Here is a 17,008-nt window from a genome sequence, read left to right as displayed (position 1 = left end):
CCGCCCGGGCGACGGGCTCAGCCGGTTCTCACGTCCCCCTCGCCGAGGACCTCACCGGCGGCGTCGAGCGCCTGGACCCGTAGCCCCTCGGGCGCACCGGTCACGGGCAGGACCGTCTCGAAACCGTCCCGGGCCGCCGCACCAACCTCGTTCCCGACGTCGTCGAGCACCCGCCAGCCGGCGACCTCGGTGGCTCCGTTCCAGCTCACGTGGACAGCACCGTCGACGGCGACGGCGGAGGGCTCGGTGCTCGGCCGCCCCTCCCAGTCCACCCGGTGGGCGCGGTAGGAGGTGACGATGAGGTCGGAGGGGATGGTGCCGTCCAGCAGCACCTGTCCCTCCTGGTCCATGAGGGTGAAGCGCGCGACGCTGCCCCAGCCGAAGAAGACGTCGCCGCCGGGCAGCTCCTGGAAGTTGGCCTGGCTTTGGGAGAAGAGCCCCTCGGGGTGGAGGTACTCGCGGGTGAGCTCGGCCGTCATGGCCTCCTCGTCGAGCTCGAGCGCGATCCCCCGCGTCACCTCCCGGGTGATGTCACCGCAGTCGCCGCCGTTGTCCAGGAGGGTGAGGGTGCCGTCGGCGCTGCGCCGCGCGTCGTGCTGCTTGATGAAGAAGGCCCCCTCCCCCATGGCGAAGTCGCTCTCCCGGCCGCCCAGCCGCCACTCGACGGCGGCGGTCTCCCGGTCGAGCGAGTACGCCGCGCAGGTGTGTCGCGCGGAGACGAGGAGGTCGCCGTCGTCGTCCACCTCGACGGAGTTGGCGTGGAAGTAGTCGTAGCGGTCCCCCGCGTCCTCGATGGGCAGGTAGGACTCCTCCAGGGCCACCTGGCCCACGCTGTGCCACTCGAAGAGCAGCGCACCGGTCGCGGGGTCGATCTCCTGGACGACGTTGTCGATGACCTGCCCGTCGGCCGGGCCGCCGACGTGGGTGAGGTCCATCCGCACCGGCTCGTAGCCGATGAGGAGCACGGTGTCGTCCTCGGTGATGCGGACCTCGTGGGAGTCGGCGGCGTACCCGCCGGCCATGTCCACCCGCGCCAGCTCCCGGTAGGAGGCGTCCATGACGACCGCCTCGCCGTAGCCGTAGCCCGTGCCCATGAGGCCCTCCCACCAGGTGATGACGGGCTCGCCGCGGTACTCCTGGACCTGCACGTCGCGGGCGTCGACGCCGTCGAGGGGCAGGAACCAGACCGGCTCGCCCGCGTCGTCGACGAGCATCGGACCCTTCTGCCCGTAGCCGTTCTTCACGCCGATGGCGGTGAGGCCCGGGGAGCGCGGGTCGTCCGGCCCCACGGTGCCGGCCTCGGGGCCGGTGACGTCGACCTGCGGGGGCTCGACGCCGGGCGCGGAGGGGTAGTGGCGCACATACTCGACGGCGAGCTCGCCCTCCGGGTCGGCGGGCTTGCCCCGGATCTCCTGGACCGGTGGGGCGGTGAGGTCTGGGCGCTCCCCCAGCTCGGCGACGGTCAGGGTGTACTCGCCGTCCTGCCCGCCACGGACCGGGTGCTCGGTGGTGACGGTGACGTCCTCGCCCTCGACGAAGGGCTCGTCGGGCAGGAAGCTCACGCCCTCGCCGTCGGAGTGCGGCAGGAGCGTGCCGGTGTGCTCACCGGACTCCGAGCCGACGACGGCGATCTCGCCCAGGTCCGCCGAGGGCAGTCCCCGGAAGCTCAACTGGGCCTGCGGGTGGACGACGGCGGTGCCCGGCGCCGGGAACGCGGACACCTGTCCCGAACTCGGGTCCGCCGCGGTGGCGGGCGGCTCGGCGGGTGCGGGCGTCGGCTCGCCCGGTGCCGTCCGGCTGAGCTGGGCGTAGGTGAGCACCGCGGCGACGGCGAGTGCGAGGACCGCGAGAACCAGGAGGAGGCGGCGCCTGGCGGGCGACCGCTGCGCGCGCGAGCCCGGGGCGTCGGGCCCGTCCGGTCCGGGCGAGCTCGCCCGACCACCACCGTCATGGGCGCTCATCGCACTACTGTGTCCCCGCTGTGGCACCGTCCGCGACTTGAACGGTCGACATCCGGGAAGTGACCTGCGTCACCGTCCCCGGGCATGCTGGACGGATGACTCCGCACACCGACGGAACACCTGACGACGACCGGCCTCCGCCCGAGAACTCGTGGCGGGCCGGCAGAGTGGGGGTGGGCGTCGGGTTCATCGTGCTCGCGTGCGTGAACGTCGCCTTCACCGTGAACAGCCTCCTCTCGGAGGACGTCAGCGCCACCGTGGGCACATGGGCCTTCTGGTTGCGGCTGGCCGTCGGGCTGGGCTTCCTCGCCCTCGGGGCGGGCGAGCTCCGGAGCCGGGTGGCGGTGGACCGGGAAGGCGTCCACTTCACGACGCTCGTTCGACGGCGCACGTACCCGTGGCAGGACATGAGCGAGGTGCGCACCGGCCGGCCCATGCCCTTCGGCAACAACTTCGTCTACCTGCTGCGGGACGACGCCAAGCAGGTCGAGCTGCCGAACTCCGCCGGGCACGTCCGCCTGCTGCAGCGCTGGCACACCGCCGCGTCGTCGACGCGGTGACCGCAGGCTGACGCCCTACCCGCACGACTCGCGGGCGATCGTCACGGTGTCCACCACCTCCACCTCCCCCTCGGCGTGGTACCCCAGCACCTCGACCTCGAGGTCCGAGCCGGCGCTCGCGGTGAGCTCGGCGACGTGGTGGCGGGTGTTGTCGCGCACCGCGCTCCAGAAGGGTGCTGGTGTCTCGGCGTAGGGCGAGAAGCTGAGGCTGCGGTTGCTCAGCTTGCCCGCGGGGCTCACGGTCATCCACACGACGCCGTCGCCCGGCGCCGCGCAGGTGAGGTCCGTCGTCGTCGCCGTGATCCCACCTGTGCTGCCGACGCCGGTGAGCGGCCAGGTGCGCTGGTAGGCCTGGTCGTGGGACTGCAGGACGAGGCGGATCCCGTGCCGCTCGAAGACCCGGCCGAGCTGGTCGCGCATCCGCGGGTTCGACGGGTGGACCGAGCCGGCGGCGAAGGCGCTCACGTGGGTGAAGGGGACGATCCACTCCCGGCCCGCCGCCTTCGCAGCGAGGATGTCCGCCTCGAGCCACGCGACCTCCGCCGACGGCAGCGCGTTCGTGTTGTGGACGGCTTGCAGGGAGATGAAGTGGAAGGGCCCGACGTCGAAGGAGTAGGAGCGCCGCTCGTTCCAGCCCTCGGGCGTGGGGAAGCGCGCCGCCCACGGCTCGTAGCCCTCACCGAGGAGCACCTCGTGGTTGCCGTACGTCGGCATGAGCGGTGACTGCGCGGCGGCGGGCTCCAGCTGGTCGAACCAGGCGTCGATGGCGTCGTCGAGCGTGGGGAAACGCTCGTCGGTGTTGAAGTACGCGTAGTCGCCGCCGGCGAGCAGGACGTCGGGGTGCAGGTCGCGGAGCAGGTTCATGGTGCGGCCGGTGGCGACGGTGAGGTTGTCCCTGCGGCCGTCGATCCCGGTGTCGGCGAAGTAGACGGCGCTCGTCTCCGCCCCCGGTGCGACGGTCCGCGCGGTCCACGTCGGCGAGCTCGTCTCCGGCTGGACGACCCGGTACTCGTAGGGCTGTCCCGGCGCGAGACCGGTGAGGGTCGTCGTCCACAGCTGGCCGCTCGTCCCGGAGTCGCGCGGGCTCGCCTCGGCGCGTGTCCACGGCCCGGTCGCCCCCGCCGGGGCGTACTCGACCCACGGCGTCCCCGGGGACGTCGTCCGCCACGTCACGGTGAGGGTCGTGGCCGGGTCGGCCGTCCACGACAGGTGCACCTGGTCCGGTGGCGGCCACTCGAGCCGTAGCTCGACCGGGACGACGACGGCGTCCTGGCCCGGTGCGCGGATAGTCACCGCCCCCGCGTGCGTGCCGGTGGCGAGCCCCGCGGTGTCGACGACGACGGCGAGCTCGCCCGGCGTCGTCGCCGTCACCGGGGAGACGGTCAGCCACGGCACGTCCGCCGACGCCGTGAGCGGGACGGCGGACCTGTCACTCATCCGGACCGTGAGGTCCGAGCGCGCCGTCTCGCCGGGGGCGAGCTCGACGGCGATCTGCCGGGGGTGCGCGGTGAGGACGGGGTCGCCGTTGAGGACGGTGAAGGCTGCCGTGACGGTGGAGCGCGCGCCGCTCGTCGAGGTGAGCCGTGCGGTGACGGTGTGGGCGCCGTCGGCGAGGCCCCACGTGTCGTAGGGCAGTGCGGACCCGTCGGTGGCCGAGCCGGCGAGGTCCCAGGGCGCGTTGCCCTCGCTCTTGTAGGGCTTGCGGCGCAGCTGCGGGTCGTCGACGAAGAACTCGACCTTCGACAGTCCGGTCTCGGGGGTGACGAAGACGTGGACGTCCCCGCGCACCTCCGCACCGTCGAGCGGGACGGGGTCCGTGCGGTCCGGGGCGGCGGACATCGCGATGGTGTGGGTGGGCGGCGGCGGAGGAGGAGGCGGCGGGGCGTCGTCAGTGACGGTGAGCGTGACGGGCAGCGACGCCGGCGGCAGGCCCGGGGAGGTCACCGTGACGACGGCGGTCCGGGTGCCCGGGGAGAGGCCGGCCGGGTCGAGGGTGACGGTCGCGGTGGTCGGCGTCGTGCCGCCGGCGGTCACCCGCACCCACGGGGCGTTCGCCGAGACCGTGACGGGCACGGGGGTGGAGCCCGACGAGACGGCCACCGTGCGGGTGACCGCCGCGGCGCCGACGGCCACCTGGGCCGAGAGGGTGGCCGGGGCGAGGACGAGCGCCGGGCCGGGCGCGTTGGCCACCGTGAACGTCGAGTCGACGACGGCGGTGCCGCCCTCCGCGAGGGTGAGGACGGCGGTCACGGCGTGCTCGCCGTCCGCGAGATCCGTCGTGTCGAGGGCGGTCGCCTGCGCGACCGAGCCGCCGGCGAGGTCGAAGGGGGCGGTGCGCTCCACCCGGTACGGGGCGCGGGTGCGCCCGGGGTCGTCGAGCCAGAAGGACACGGCGCTCACGCCGTCGTCGGGGGCGGTGAAGATGCGCGCCGGGCCGCTGACGGTGGCGCCGGCGAGCGGGACGGCGGCGGAGCGGTCGGCGTGCGGGCTGAGCCACAGGTCGTGCTCCCCCGGTGCCGCGCGGACGGAGAGCTCGACGCGGACGGAGGCGGGGGCGAACCCGTCGGCCTGGAGCTGGACGGTGGCCGCGTGCGTCCCCGGCGGGAGGCCGGCCGGGTCCGCGGTGAGGTCCAGCGTGCGCGGCGTGCTTCCCCGCGCCGGAGAGACGGCGAGCCACGGGGCGTCGGCGGTGGCCGCGACGTCCGCGGTGCCCGGCGCGGAGGTGATGTCGACCGTGCGCGTGAGCGGAGGCCCGTCGGCCTCGGTGGTGAGCTGGAGCAGGGCCGGGGCGGCGGTCAGGGCGGGGGTGACGGCGCCGGTGGTGAAGGTCGCGTGGACCAGCGCCGTCGTCCCGTCGGAGAGCTCGGCCGCCACCGTGACCGTGTGGGTGCCGGCGCTCACCGAGCCGGGGTCCCAGGGCAGCGCGGAGTCGTCCCTCGCCGAGCCGAGAAAGTCCCACGGGGCATTCCCCTCGACCTTCCGGGCCTTCTTCTTCCGGGCGGGGTCGTCGAGCCAGAAGGAGACCTTCTCGATGTCCGCACGCTCGGCGACGAACACGTAGGCCGCCCCCGAGCCGAGCGTGGCGCCGTCGAGCGGCCGCGGGTCGCTGCGGTCCGCGGAGGCGCTGACGAGCACCTCCGGTGGCGGTTCGGCGGCGGTGGCGCCGAGGAGTCCGCACGCGAACAGCAGCAGGGCGAGTGCTGCCGCGGTCCAGCTCCGGCGCGCCGGACGACGACCGGCTGCAGGGGTGAGTGACATGAGCGCCTCCGACGGTGCCGACCCGGAGCCTCAGCGTCCGCCCGGGCCCGAGCCCTGTCCAGGGTGCTTGGGGGCGCATCCGCTCCCGCGTGCGCGTCACCCCACGGGTCACCCCCGGTGGGCGCGGCAGCGGCACGGCGGCCCGCGGCGCTACCGTGCGCACATGAGCACGCTCGACGAGGTGGGCGAACGCGACTCCTGGCGCTGCTGGCTGTGCGACGAGCCGGTCGACCCCAACGCCTCGGTCAACTCCGACCTCGGCCCCAGCGTCGACACCGGCCTCGCGAAGGCCAAGAAGGGCGCGGCCGGCCCCGAGCGGCTCGCCCACCGCGCGTGCAACACGCGCAAGGGCGCCGTGAAGCCGGTCGTCCCGTGGTCCCCGGACCTGTTCGTCGTCGACCCCGCGCCGATCGCGGCGACCGTCGAGCGCCTCACCCGTAAGAAGGGCCGCGAGGTGGTCGCCCGGAGCCCGAGCCGGGAGGACGCCGACGCCGCGGCCGCCTGGCTCGTCGACCGGCTCTCCCGCTTCGCCCCCGACCTCCCGGTGACGACGCAGGTCGAGCCCGGCGGTGGGCAGTTCATGCTCGTCCTGCGCACCGCCTGACGCTGGATGCCACCTCCCCCAAAGGTGGTAAGCGCAATGCGCCAGTGCGGCCGAAGCGGGTCGCAGGTGGCGCGAACCAGCATGGGAGCAGGTCGCGGGCCCGACGTCCCGGAGCCCCCGGGACGCTCGCGGCAGCAGGAGGACACCATGCCCACGACAGCACCGACCCGCCGCGGCACCGGCCGGCGGGCCGCCCTCGCGCTCGCCGGCGCCGCCCTCGCCACGCTCACCGCGTGCGGAGCCGCGCCGGAGGCCGCTACCCCGCCCACCACCGAGGCCGGACCCGCCGTGGAGCTCACCCGCTCCGACGTCGACGCCTGGCTCGACGAGACGATCCCCGCCGCCCTCGAGGACGGACGGATCGCGGGCGCGAGCGTCGCCGTCGTCCACGACGGCGAGGTGCTGACCGCCCGCGGCTTCGGGCAGGCGGACGTCGACGCCGGCACCCCCGTCGACCCCGACCGCACCCTGTTCCGGACGGGCTCGGTCTCCAAGCTCGTCACGGCGACGGCGGTCATGCAGCTCGTCGAGGCGGGCGAGGTGGACCTCGACACGGACGTGCAGGAGTACACCGGCCTGGACCTCGGCCTCGAGCACCCGGTCACGCTGCGCCACCTGCTCACCCACACGGCCGGCTTCGAGGAGCGTGTCGCGGGACTGATCGGCACGGACACGACGCCGGACCTGCGCGCGTCCCTCGTCACCGACCCGCCCGAGCAGGTCTACGAGCCCGGGACGACCCCCGCGTACTCGAACTACGGCAACGCGCTGGCCGGGTACGTCGTCGAGGCCGTCACCGGCACGCCCTTCGAGGAGTACGTGGCCCGCAACGTCCTCGAGCCGGCCGGCATGACATCGTCGTCCTTCGCCCAGCCGCTGCCGGCGCACCTGTCCGGTGACGTCGCCCAGGGGTACCCGACCTCCGACGACGACGCCCTGCCCTTCGAGGTCGTCGGCCAGCCGCCCGCGGGCGCGCTGAGCGCCACGGCCACCGACATGGCCCGCTTCATGCTCCTCCACCTGGGCCAGGCGCAGGACACGGAGGTGCTGTCGGAGCCCACCCGGGAGCTCATGATGGAGCCCGCGCTCGACGCCGACGCGCTCGGCATCCTCGCCGAGGGGCCGCGCATGGGGCTGGGCTGGTTCGACGAGTCCCGCCACGGCCACCGCGTGGTCGGCCACGGCGGGGACACGACCGCCTTCCACTCCCACCTGCAGCTGTGGCCCGACGACGGCACCGGCCTGTACCTCTCGTTCAACAGCACCGGGACCGACGGCGCCGCGTACCTGCTGCGCGACGCGCTGCTCGAGGACTTCGCGGACCGGTACTACCCGGGGCCCGCCCCCGAGAGCACGGTGCCGGCCGACATGCGCGCGGAGCACGCCGAGGCGCTCGCCGGCTCCTACGAGAGCACCCGCGGCTTCCACTCGACCTTCCTCACCGCCGTCGGCCCGCTCGAGCCCACCCGCGCGGAGGTCGCCGACGGCGACACGGTCCGCTTCACTCCCGGCCCGGGACAGCTCGACGCCGCGGAGTACATCGAGATCGAGCCGTGGGTCTACCAGCAGGTGGGCGGGGACCGCGTCCTCACCGTGCGCACCGACGACGCCGGACGCGTTGAACTCATCGGGCACGACTCGGCGATGTCCATGGTGCCGGTCACGGCCGCGCGCTCCGCGGCGCTCCCGGCGCTCGCGGGCGGTGCCGTGGTGCTGCTCCTCACGGCCCTCGCGTGGCCGGTGGGTGCTGTGATCCGACGTGTCAGGGCGCGTCGCTCCGCCGTCGGGACCGACGTGCCGGGCCCGCGGGAGGCCGCGGGTGCATCGTCGCCGGTCCGGCTGCCGCGCCGGCTCACGCGGGTCGCGGCCGTCGTCACCGTGGTCGCGCTCGCCGGGTGGGTGGCCGTCGTGCTCGGAGTCATGGGCCTGCAGCCCGTACCCGCGCTGGCCATCCGGGCCGTCCAGGTGCTCACGGTCGTCGGGGTGCTGGGGCTGCTGCCGGCAGCGTGGCGGGTGGTCGCGGAGGCGCGGGCACGCACCGGCTGGTTCCGCATCGGCGTCGCGAGCGTCGTGCTCGTCGCCTTCGCCGCGACGTCGGTGGCGGTGAACCAGCTCCAGCTGCTCTCCTTCGACATCACGTACTGACCGGGCGACGTGGGAGGCTTGGCGACCATGGACACCACCCCGGTCACGAGCGCCGGCGCGTGGTGGGACGCCCAGCTGGCGCGGCTCGGCCTGCGGGGACCGCTCGCACGGGACACGGCACTCGCCGTCGTGGCAGCGGTGCTCATGCTCGTCGTCGCGGTCGTGACGATCGAGCTGGCACCGGCTGCCGAAGCCCCGCCTGCGGGTGTCACGCCGTGGCTGCTCGTGCTCGTCGTGGTGCAGTCGCTCGCGCTGGCGCTCCGGCGGGTGGCGCTCGGGGCATGCACGCTCGTGGTCGTCGCGACGCAGCTGGCGCTCGTCGCGGCGGCTCCGGAGCTGTCGGTGCGGATGGTCGGCGCGGTCGTCGTCGCCGTCACCGTCGGGACCCGGCTGCCGGCCCGCCGCGCTCTGGGCGTGGTGGGCACGGCGGTGCTCGTCGAGGCCGTGGGTGGTGCCGTCGTGTCGGCAGCGCGCGGGGCGGGTGGAAACACCGTCCTCCAGCACGTCGCCTCCCCCGTGCTCGTGTGGGGCGCGTCCGTACTCGTGGGGCTCTACGTCGCCACGCGCCGCGAGCACCTCGGGCTGCTCCAGGAGCGGGCCGCCCGGCTCGAGCGCGAACGGGACGAGCGGGTGGAGGCGGCGATCGCCGACGAGCGCGCCCGGCTCGCCCGCGAGCTGCACGACGTCGCGGCGCACCACCTCTCGGGCATGGTCGTCCAGGCGGCCGCCGTCGAGCGGCTCGTCGACCGCGACCCGCAGGCCGCGCGTGAGGGTGCCACGTGGCTGCGCGACCAGGGCCGCGAGACGCTCGACAACCTCCGCCAGGTCGTCGGGCTGCTGCGCGGCGACGAGGGCGACCCGCTCGGCCCCGTCCCCGGGGTGGGGGCGCTCGGTGACCTCGTCCGGGCGGCGCGTGAGCTCGGTGACGACGTCCGGCTCGAGGAGGCGGGGACGGCCGCGCCGCTCCCCCCGCTCGCCGACGTGTCGGTCTACCGGGTGACGCAGCAGGCGCTGACGAACGCGCGGCAGCACGCCCCGGGCGCGCCGGTGCGGGTGCGGGTGGCGCACGAGCCGACGGCCGTGGTGCTCGAGGTCGTCAACGGCCCGGCGGTGCCGGGACGTGCCGGGGTGGCCGGCGATCGTGGCGGTACGGGGCTCGCGGTCATGCGGGAGCGGGCGGCGCTGGTCGGCGGCACCTTCGAGGCGGGACCGACCGGCGACGGCGGGTGGCACGTGCGGCTGCGGGTGCCCGTGGCCGGGAGCGAGGGAGAGCGATGATCAAGGTGGCGCTGGTCGATGACCAGATGGTGGTCCGCGCCGGGTTCCGGGTGCTGCTCGAGGATACCGGGGACATCGAGGTGGTCGGCGAGGCGTCGAGCGGGCCGGAGGCGGTGGCGATGGTCCGCCGGACCCAGCCCGACGTCGTCTGCATGGATGTGCGGATGCCGGGCGGTGACGGCCTGGCCGCGACCCGGCAGATCGTTGCCGAGCGGAGCGGTGACCTGCCCGCCGTCCTGGTCGTCACGACCTTCGACCTCGACGAGTACGTCTTCGGCGCGCTCGAGGCCGGGGCCAGCGGCTTCGTCCTCAAGGACTGCGACCCCGAGGACCTCGCCGACGCGATCCGCCGCCTCTCGCGCGGTGAGGGGATGATCGACCAGGCGGTCACCCGCCGCGTCATCGCCGAGTTCGCCCGCCGCCGGCCTGCCCCGGACCCCGACGAGGCGGCCGGCGTCCTCACCCCGCGGGAGCGCGACATCGTCCGGCTGCTCGCCGAGGGCATGTCGAACGTCGAGATCGCCGCGGCGCTGTTCGTCGAGCCGTCCACGGTGAAGTCCCACCTCGGCCGCGCGATGACGAAGCTCGGCACCCGCGACCGGCTCCAGACGGCGGTGTGGGCCTACCGGACCGGCGTGGCGGGGTAAGAGGGCGGACCCTTCCGGCTGCGCTCTCGTAGGCCGGGGCTCCCCGACATCGCCGTCTCCACGCAACCACGGCATGGACGTGAGCTGCTCGGACGAGCGGGTGCCCGCGGTCAGACCTTGGCGTACACGGTCACGGGAACGAGGGAGCCCGGGCAGTACGCGAACATCGGCACCGCGCCGGCGACCGACCTCTTCGGAACGAAGGTGACGTACGACGACGCTTCCCACCACGTCGGCTCGGTGCCTGGGATCGTCGTCGAGAAGACGACGAACGGCGAGCCGGCCGACCAGGTCCCCGGCCCCTTCGTGCCGGTGGTGACGCGGTGCCCTGGGACGACGAACTGACGAACACGGGCGATGTACCGCTCACCGATGTCGTGCTCAGCGACGACCAGGGCGTGAGACCGACCTTCACGGCAGGGATATGAATACTGGCGGACGGCTCGACATCGCCGAGACATGGACCTACACCGCCGTCGGTACCGCAGAGTGGGGCCAGACGAGAACGTCGCCTCGGCGTCGGGCCTCGGCATCGTCAGCGGCGACACGGTGCAGGACTCGGACACCCTCTCACCACTTCGGTGAGACGCCCGCCGTCGTGCTGGACAGGTCGACGAACGGTGAGGATGTCGACGAGCCGTCCGGGCCGCTCGTGCCAACGGACGAGCCCATGGCGTGGACGTTCCGCATGACCAACACGGGCAACGTCCCGCTCCTGTAGCCGCTCACCGACGCCATGGTCGAGGTCATCGGCTGCTCGCGGACCCTCGAGCTCCTCCTGGCGCGAAGATCCTTGTCGGACGGTCGAAGTGTAGGCCGGGAGCGACGGTCGAGAGCTAGGCCACCTGAGCATGATCGAAGAGGTGATGACCGTGGAGGACTGGGCAAGGATCCGGCATCTGCATGGTGCTCAGCCTCCTGGACTCGAACAGGAGCGGCATCAAACCTGGGGCGGTTCACCGTCGACCCCACGAAGGACTACCAGCCACGAACCACACAATGACGAGCACCCGTACCCACATTCCCATGGGTACGGGTGTTTGCGACGTCCTGAGACATCACACCGTCGGCTGGCGGGATTTGAACCCACGACCCCCTGGCGGATTCGGACGGATCCGGGTCGCCACCACGTGTCTCGGGAACTCGCGGATTCCCTTGTGATCACAGGGAACCGGACGGTTCACTCACTCCGAGTGTAGTTGGTTCGCGGGGGTCGCTGACGGTTGATTGCGATGGGTAAGAGGTAGGTCATGCCTTCCACCGAGCAGGCTTCGCCCGGCCGACCTCGGGGCGGTAGAACTCCGCACACCCCTCCCCCGTCACCGCCCACGCCGCGCTTTGAGCCGACCAGCGCGTCCGCCGAGCCGTTCGGAAGAAGGTGCGGCGCTGCAGGGTGCACGGCGGCTCTCCTCACCTGGACCTCCGTAGCAGCTTCTCAAACCCCCGGAAGCCGCTCGGATCGTTGATTTCCCGCGTCCTACGGGGTTCTCGGGCTCGTCGGCCGCGCGTTCGGGGTGCTCGGATGACCGATGAGCGCGGTCCCGTGCGTGAAAATTCTCGGCAATCTCAAACCCGTTTGAGCGTCTCCAATCGAGCCGAGCTGCTCGCTGGTTACGCCGATGGTGTGCCCGTGCGGGAGCTGGCGACGCGATTCAACGTGCATCGCGGCACCGTGCGGGAGATAGCTCGGCAGGCGGGCTTGGCGGCACGTCGCCCGGAGTTGCCGGATGCGATCCGACAGGACGCCGCTCGGCTCTATGCGGGTGGGATGACGCTGGCTCAGGTTGCCGCGCGGCTCGGAATCAGCAATGAGTCCGTGCGCTCGGCGGTGATCGCGCGCGGCGAGACGATCCGTCCTGGCGGTCGTCGGGTCGGTGCCTGAGTTCTCACACCTCACCGGATACCTATCGCGTCCACCACGGCCCGCTCTTCGGCGTCGTCTGCTTCGGCGGGCGAGCTGGCGCGTTCGCGACGGGCGGTGACGGACTCACGAACACGGGCGCGGATCAGGAGCACAGCGCTGACCGGCCCGATCCAGAGCATCTTGAGCATGTTCCAGATCGTCCACAGCACTATCAGGTGGAGCCATCCGGGGGCGCCGTCCTCGATGAGTTGGACACAGACATTCGCGATCAGCAGGTACGGGACTGCGAGCAGCATCGCGGGGATGCCCCACTTCAAACCACGGCGGGTGCGGATCGCATCCAGCAGGATGTTGGTGGGCATGTAGCGCCGCAGGAAGTAGCGGGTGCGGACGCTAATGGCCCAGATCAGACGGATCATGGTCTTGTTCCTCTCCATCGCACAGTGCATCTGGTGAGGCAGTGCGTTGAAGAGTGACCCGAGGGTCTGCCGAGACCGGCGCGCTACAGAGGTGAAATCCGCCTCATCAGGCAGTCTACGGGCGATTCCTGCCAGAAGGAAGAAGCTGGACAGCTACGGTCGCGGTCCTGGAGCGCTCCGACTGGTCGTCCGCCCTACTCTCGTGTGAACCGTGGATCATGCTGCGTGCCGGTGGCCCGGCGAGGCAACTGGGCAGGCAGATTTCGCGACCATACGCTTGTTGGATGTACCCGCCACCAGCCGGGCCGGACCTGACGGCCGAGCAGTGTCAGGAGCTTGACGACACGTTCTTGTCGTCTGATCCGTACGGGTACTTCAGCGCTCGGATCGGCATGATGCTGCGATGGGCAGAGTCGGACGGCGACAGCGATGAGCATCCCCTGGCCGCATCCGCTGATGAACAGCAGCACGCGACCGAGACCCGTGGGCGGTTCGCTCGCCTCCTTGGTCGGCCGGTGGGCTTCATACCCGAGACCTCGCCGAGGTCCATTGCTACACAGGTTGCCACGGACGCGTACGCCCTGCGGCACCATGCGGCTGAGGCGCTTGTGCGGTTGACGGCGGCACTCTCGCAACGGACGAGCGTCGCCGAATCGTGCGTTTGGGAGGCTCTGTCGGCCGGGCCAAACAAACTCGATCAGGTCGTGAGCCAGCTCCGCGAGTCCTTCTCCTCGGCGGAGGCCCCGATGCAGTTCGCCCGTCTGGTTCTCCGCGAGCAGGACTTGCAAAGCGGGATGACCGAGCAACTTGCTTCGGCGTCCAACGTGTTCGCCGACTGGCTCCAGTTCGCTATCGACCTACTCGTGGGACATGAGCTCCAACTCAACGCTGCTCACAACAAGGTCAAGCACGGTCTCTCAGTCCGCGCTCGTGATGACCTCAAAGTCTCATTCGTCACCACTCCGCCCAGCGCAGACGGGACCATCCCGGTTGGTGCGCTGACCGGCCCGGACGCCGTGGACATCTTCGACCGCCCCGTTATCGAAGTTCTCGCACAGGCACCCAAGGTGGACGGGCATCGACAAGGACTGGAGCTGACGCAGTTGAGGGTGGATGTCCCTGCCGTTCTCGCCGAGGCATACATGATCGCCTGGGCCCACGGGGCGATGTTCCATGTCGCGGCCACGAAACACTTCGAAGGACGGGCAGACCTCCCCGACTATCTGTCTGCTCCCGCTCACCCCGGTTATCCGGTGGGCGGCCCACATCCTGACCATGTTTCAGGCAAGGCTCCGGTCGGGATGAGGTTCCCTCTCACCACTCCTCCCGGTGGCGGGCCTACGCGGCGGTCGGCAGGAGTCGCGTTTCGAGACTCGTTCATACCGCTCATATTCACTGGCTCTGCGATGCGCAACGTTCGCGTTGTTGCGGACGAGGCAACGCAGGAGGCGTAGATGCGGGCACCGAAGAACGAAGCTACGGGAACCTCGGGTGAGTCGGAGGTCTTGGCGCAGTTCGAGCGCTTGGGCTGGGGAGGGGTGATCGATAGTCGGCACGACACAGGCACCGATCTGTATCTGCGGCCGCGAGATGCCCGCCGGTACGAACTCGGCGCCGTGATGGGTGCCCAGGTCAAGACCGGGTCGTCTTACTTCAAATCCCCGCAGAAGGACGCCGAGGGCACGATCACTGGTTGGTGGTTTGCCGAGGACGACCGTGAACACTTCGACTACTGGCTGCGCCACGCCCTGCCCCACGTGGTGATCCTGCGCGATCAAGACAGAAACCTCTCGTTCTGGGTTCACATCACCCCTGAGCGAGTCGTCTCGACCGGTAAGGGCGCCAAGATTCTTGTACCGGCCCCCCAAACCGTTGACCCGGACCACAACGAAGCACTCTCCGACGTCGCGCTGACGCAGCTTCCGACTCCGACCTGGGACGGCACTGCGTGGACCGGCGCGGTGCATCTTGCACCGGTCGACGAAGTTCGGCATGCCCTCATCACTCCCCGGCTCATCGCACCCCACCCGAACCTGGTCCCAGACGCGATCTCCGGGCTCGAAGCCCTCGCCATGCAAGTGCACTTCCGGGACGACCTTGAACGGATTCTGGAACCGATGAGCCTTCCTGCGCTCGCAGGGGAGAATGACGCCGAGCGGAAGGGGCTGTCACTCGACGATGCACGTGAGGCCGACGACTGGTGTTGGCGCGCCACTGCTGCCCTTCATCTCTGGCACTACCAAGGAGAACCCGCTGACCTGCTTCAGCTTGTCGACCTAGCTTCGACGCCGAGTGAACGCTCCGCGGCATCCGTGCTCTGCTGCGTCTATCACTTCGACGAGAACGATCCCGATACGGCGCTCCAAGTGCTTCAGGGCGCCCTGGCACATGACGACTACTCCTCAGTGGATCACGCATGGCTAGAAGCTCAACGAGCACGGGCGCTGCTGGAGGTCGGACGACACGAGGAGGCTTTCGACCTCGCGATGAAGACCCAGCGAATCCATCGAGAGGCACCGTCAGACGTCACGGCTGCGGCCATCGCGGGCGCGTGTGCGCTGACGTCGTTCAGGGCCAGCGGCTGGATGCAGGGCGACATCGCCAACATCATCCAGCGCAGCGACAACCCAGCGTCGTGGTGGAGAACCCAGGTGATGTCCTATGGGCTATCCGCTCATCTCTCTGAGGAGTTCCGGGGATGGAGCGAGGATGCGTCGATTCGGATCGGGGGCTCGGACACTGCCCACAAGCGCCTGCTTTCCGCGGCGTTGCTAGCCTCGTGCGCTGGTGATCATGACGGGTGGCGTGGCGCAATTGGCGCTCTCGCGGAGCACTTCCTTGTCACCACCGGCCCCACGGATGATCCCGACAGGGTCGCCGGCCGGCTGACTCTTCTCCGTCTCTCCGGTGACAGCAAGAGAACTGGGCGCGCGACTCGACACATCGTACGCACGGGTCCAACGATGGCCGCCAGGATCGCGGCGAGCAGTGTGGACTTGTCTCGATCGACTCGAACGACCGCTTTGGCAGATATCGAACTACTGACGGCCGCCGGCGACGTTCTCGAACCAGCACGCGCCGACGAAATCTGTGCGTGGGCGCTAGCGATGCTCCAAGAGCCACAGGCCTACCTGGAACGTGCCCGGCCTACATTCATCGTGCTCTACAAGATCATCGATCTGCTGAAGGCCATGGTGCGGACGTTGAGCGAGGACGCCCTTCACAACGTGATCGACTACTTCCTCGACCAGCCCCCGGTCACCGACGACGGAACCGCGCAGACCCTCGCCCGGCTGATCCATACGATCCCCGCATCCGCGTGGCGTGAGAGTGACCGTCAGCGCGCAGCGAACCGATCTGACGGCGACGCCGCCTACCTACGCGAGGCCTTCTTGAGGGTCGCTGCTCCTGCAGTAGTCGAGAGTCGCGAGCAAGTCCTTCAACGAGCCCGGGCCGGGGAGTTGATCGTCTTCGAAGCCATCGACGACGTGCGAACGCTGCCCTCCGATGCAGTCAATGCTCTTACTGACCGACTGTGCAGCGTCATCGACAATCTCATCGAGGATGCCGCCCAGGGGGCGTACAGTGTTGGCGGTCTCGACCCCGGCCATGCACTGACCCTGCTCGGTGTCTGGCACCCTTCGAGTGGGCGGTGGGATCGTATCGAAGCTTTGTTGACGGCTCCCGGGGTCAGACCTCAGCAACAGTCTGGCGCATTGCAAGTACTCGCCATCCATGGAGCAACGCTTGCCGACCCAATCAAGACACAACTTGTCGAAGCCGCGTCAGCGCTTCGGAACCGAGAGCCAGTCCGGACCTTCTTCGATGACGACGAGGACATCCGAGGCCTCGCCGCCGAAGCGCTCGCTGCTCTCGCAGATGAGGCCTCACGCGAACCGTTGATACGGGACCTTCTTGGCGGCGACACCGTTCGCCGTGCTGCCAGTGCGCGGATCATTGAACGTTTCGGAGACAAGGCAGAGTCCGAACTGCTTCTCGCTCTAGCGGGTGACGCAAACGAAACCGTACGTGACGCGGCGCTTAGGGGGCTGAGCAGGTTGGTCGTTGCCGAGCGCGCATCTGAGGGAGTCGCGACAATCCTGTCGAAGGTCCTGAAGTCTGGCGGAAGGCGGAGTGCCGCGGCGGTCGTTTCCGGGCTCCACACGCCTCCGGAGGTGCCAGCCGTTTCTCAACTGCTGACCATCGCCGCGCAGCACCCTTCAGCACAGATTCGCGAGGCTGCACGCGAGAGCACCACCCACTGAGAGTTCC

Annotated in this window: 12 protein-coding genes; 9 read left to right on the top strand and 3 right to left on the bottom strand. The window is 70.7% G+C overall.

Annotation, left to right across the window (positions count from 1 at the left end):
• Positions 1–17: 17 nt before the first annotated feature.
• Positions 18–1,961, bottom strand: a complete 1,944-nt coding sequence (locus tag AA0005_RS09970) for an arylsulfotransferase family protein (protein WP_413450015.1) — start codon at positions 1,959–1,961, stop codon at positions 18–20.
• Between the two features lie 95 nt (positions 1,962–2,056).
• On the opposite strand from AA0005_RS09970, the gene AA0005_RS09965 reads away from it, so the two are divergent.
• The gene (locus AA0005_RS09965; protein ID WP_413450014.1) at positions 2,057–2,521 is read left to right on the top strand and encodes a PH domain-containing protein; all 465 of its coding nucleotides are present in this window, start codon (positions 2,057–2,059) and stop codon (positions 2,519–2,521) included.
• A 15-nt stretch (positions 2,522–2,536) separates the two neighbouring features.
• Here AA0005_RS09965 and AA0005_RS09960 read toward each other — a convergent pair whose 3' ends face one another.
• On the bottom strand, positions 2,537–5,779 hold the full coding sequence (locus AA0005_RS09960) for a purple acid phosphatase family protein (RefSeq protein ID WP_413450013.1): 3,243 nt from the start codon (positions 5,777–5,779) through the stop codon (positions 2,537–2,539).
• Positions 5,780–5,942: 163 nt separating this feature from the next.
• On the opposite strand from AA0005_RS09960, the gene AA0005_RS09955 reads away from it, so the two are divergent.
• The 6 genes from AA0005_RS09955 to AA0005_RS09930 all read left to right on the top strand — a co-directional run bounded on the left by AA0005_RS09955 (position 5,943) and on the right by AA0005_RS09930 (position 12,335).
• Entirely contained in the window at positions 5,943–6,383 is a 441-nt protein-coding gene (locus tag AA0005_RS09955) for a hypothetical protein (RefSeq protein ID WP_413450012.1), read from the top strand.
• Between the two features lie 147 nt (positions 6,384–6,530).
• On the top strand, positions 6,531–8,528 hold the full coding sequence (locus tag AA0005_RS09950; RefSeq protein WP_413450011.1) for a serine hydrolase domain-containing protein: 1,998 nt from the start codon (positions 6,531–6,533) through the stop codon (positions 8,526–8,528).
• 27 nt (positions 8,529–8,555) lie between these two features.
• On the top strand, positions 8,556–9,806 hold the full coding sequence (locus AA0005_RS09945; RefSeq protein ID WP_413450010.1) for a sensor histidine kinase: 1,251 nt from the start codon (positions 8,556–8,558) through the stop codon (positions 9,804–9,806).
• Positions 9,803–10,453, top strand: coding sequence for a response regulator (locus AA0005_RS09940; protein ID WP_413450009.1), 651 nt, complete (start codon positions 9,803–9,805; stop codon positions 10,451–10,453). The genes AA0005_RS09945 and AA0005_RS09940 overlap by 4 nt, the downstream gene beginning before the upstream one ends.
• Before the next feature lie 117 nt (positions 10,454–10,570).
• Positions 10,571–10,798, top strand: coding sequence for a hypothetical protein (locus tag AA0005_RS09935; protein WP_413450008.1), 228 nt, complete (start codon positions 10,571–10,573; stop codon positions 10,796–10,798).
• A 1,177-nt stretch (positions 10,799–11,975) separates the two neighbouring features.
• Positions 11,976–12,335 carry a helix-turn-helix domain-containing protein gene (locus AA0005_RS09930; RefSeq protein ID WP_413450007.1) on the top strand — a complete coding sequence of 120 codons (360 nt, stop codon included), beginning with the start codon at positions 11,976–11,978 and terminating at the stop codon, positions 12,333–12,335.
• Positions 12,336–12,346: 11 nt separating this feature from the next.
• On the opposite strand, the gene AA0005_RS09925 is transcribed toward AA0005_RS09930, so the two are convergent.
• Entirely contained in the window at positions 12,347–12,736 is a 390-nt protein-coding gene (locus tag AA0005_RS09925) for a hypothetical protein (RefSeq protein ID WP_413450006.1), read from the bottom strand.
• Between the two features lie 284 nt (positions 12,737–13,020).
• Between AA0005_RS09925 and AA0005_RS09920 the strand changes: the two genes are divergently transcribed.
• Both AA0005_RS09920 and AA0005_RS09915 read left to right on the top strand, forming a co-directional pair.
• Positions 13,021–14,190, top strand: coding sequence for a hypothetical protein (locus AA0005_RS09920; protein ID WP_413450005.1), 1,170 nt, complete (start codon positions 13,021–13,023; stop codon positions 14,188–14,190).
• A complete protein-coding gene (locus tag AA0005_RS09915) occupies positions 14,191–17,001 on the top strand; it encodes a DUF4365 domain-containing protein (RefSeq protein ID WP_413450004.1) in 2,811 nt (936 codons plus the stop codon).
• Positions 17,002–17,008: the final 7 nt, after the last annotated feature.

It is taken from the genome of Georgenia phoenicis, assembly GCF_047302425.1.
Lineage (GTDB): Bacteria > Actinomycetota > Actinomycetes > Actinomycetales > Actinomycetaceae > Oceanitalea.
Note: the sequence above shows the minus strand (reverse complement) of the source record. Positions and strands in the feature narration are given on the sequence as shown.